Origin of the sequence: Desertihabitans aurantiacus (assembly GCF_003344635.1) — a bacterium.
In the GTDB taxonomy this organism is placed as follows: domain Bacteria; phylum Actinomycetota; class Actinomycetes; order Propionibacteriales; family Propionibacteriaceae; genus Desertihabitans; species Desertihabitans aurantiacus.
In genome coordinates this window covers 1-1,020 of the sequence record NZ_QPKK01000521.1, presented here as the reverse complement: position 1 = coordinate 1,020, position 1,020 = coordinate 1, and the positions used below count along the sequence as shown (strand labels likewise).

At 29.7% G+C, this 1,020-nt stretch carries 2 protein-coding genes; both read left to right on the top strand.

The genetic code is table 11. The features are described 5' to 3' along the window. Positions 1-263 (top strand): hypothetical protein (locus DVA66_RS21840; protein ID WP_232822110.1); only part of this gene is annotated, 263 nt, incomplete at its 5' end. A gap of 288 nt (positions 264-551) precedes the next feature. Continuing rightward, positions 552-1,020 (top strand): DUF536 domain-containing protein (locus DVA66_RS20680; protein WP_114561597.1); only part of this gene is annotated, 469 nt, incomplete at its 3' end.

Here is a 1,020-nt window from a genome sequence, read left to right as displayed (position 1 = left end):
AAGATTTGAACGATATTATTTTCTTAGTGAGATTATGTAGTAACTTGAACGACTCAAATTCAATACCTAAACTTGCTGAAGACTTTGATATAAAATTAGGTACATTAAATGGCTTAATGTCTGGCAAGCGTCTTAGATTCAGAACTAAAACATTAACTGGCTTATTAGACGACATCGAGCTGTTTGCTAATATGAAGTTAACTGACGATGATAATACTTCAGTTGATAACAACTCTGATTCTAACGAATCTCAGTTTAATTAAGTACCATTCGATAGCGTGTAACTTTTATATGTAGGTTACACGCTTATTTTTATGTGTAAATGACGGGTGTAAGTTTAATAACTTTACTATAAGTCTTACATGTAAGGTTACATAGCGTAAGTCCTATAAATACCTTTAAATAGGGGATTTGTATGGTTTGTAAGGCGTAAATTTAAAAGGGGTAGGGGAGGAGAAAGTTACACTTTACTAAAATGATAGGCAACTGTAAAATTTACATTAAGGTTTATAGTAAGCTAAAAAAACTTACATTAAAAGGAGAGACATAATATGACTGAAAATATGATGACGATTAATAAACTAGCCGAGAAATTAGGTGTAAGTCGTCCTACAATTTATAATAACGTTCCAGAAAATATGAGCTTTACAAAAATTGATGGAGTAAATTACATTGACGATGAACTTGAAGAAATCATTACTAAAAAAATTAGCGAGCGCAAACAAAAATCATCTTCCAAAAATGATGATAAAACTACGACTAACAATCAAGAATTCATTCAATCTTTAAATGAAGAAATAAAATATTTACGACAACAACTCGAAACAAAAGATAATCAATTAGAGATGAAAGATTCACAAATTAATCAGTATTCAGAACTACTAAAAAACCAACAACTTTTAGCATTACAAAGTAATAAGAAAGTTGAAGAATTAGAAACAACACTAAACCAAATTGAGAATAAAAAACAAGAAGAAAACAACACTCAAGAAGGTCATTCAGAGACAGAATATAAGCAAC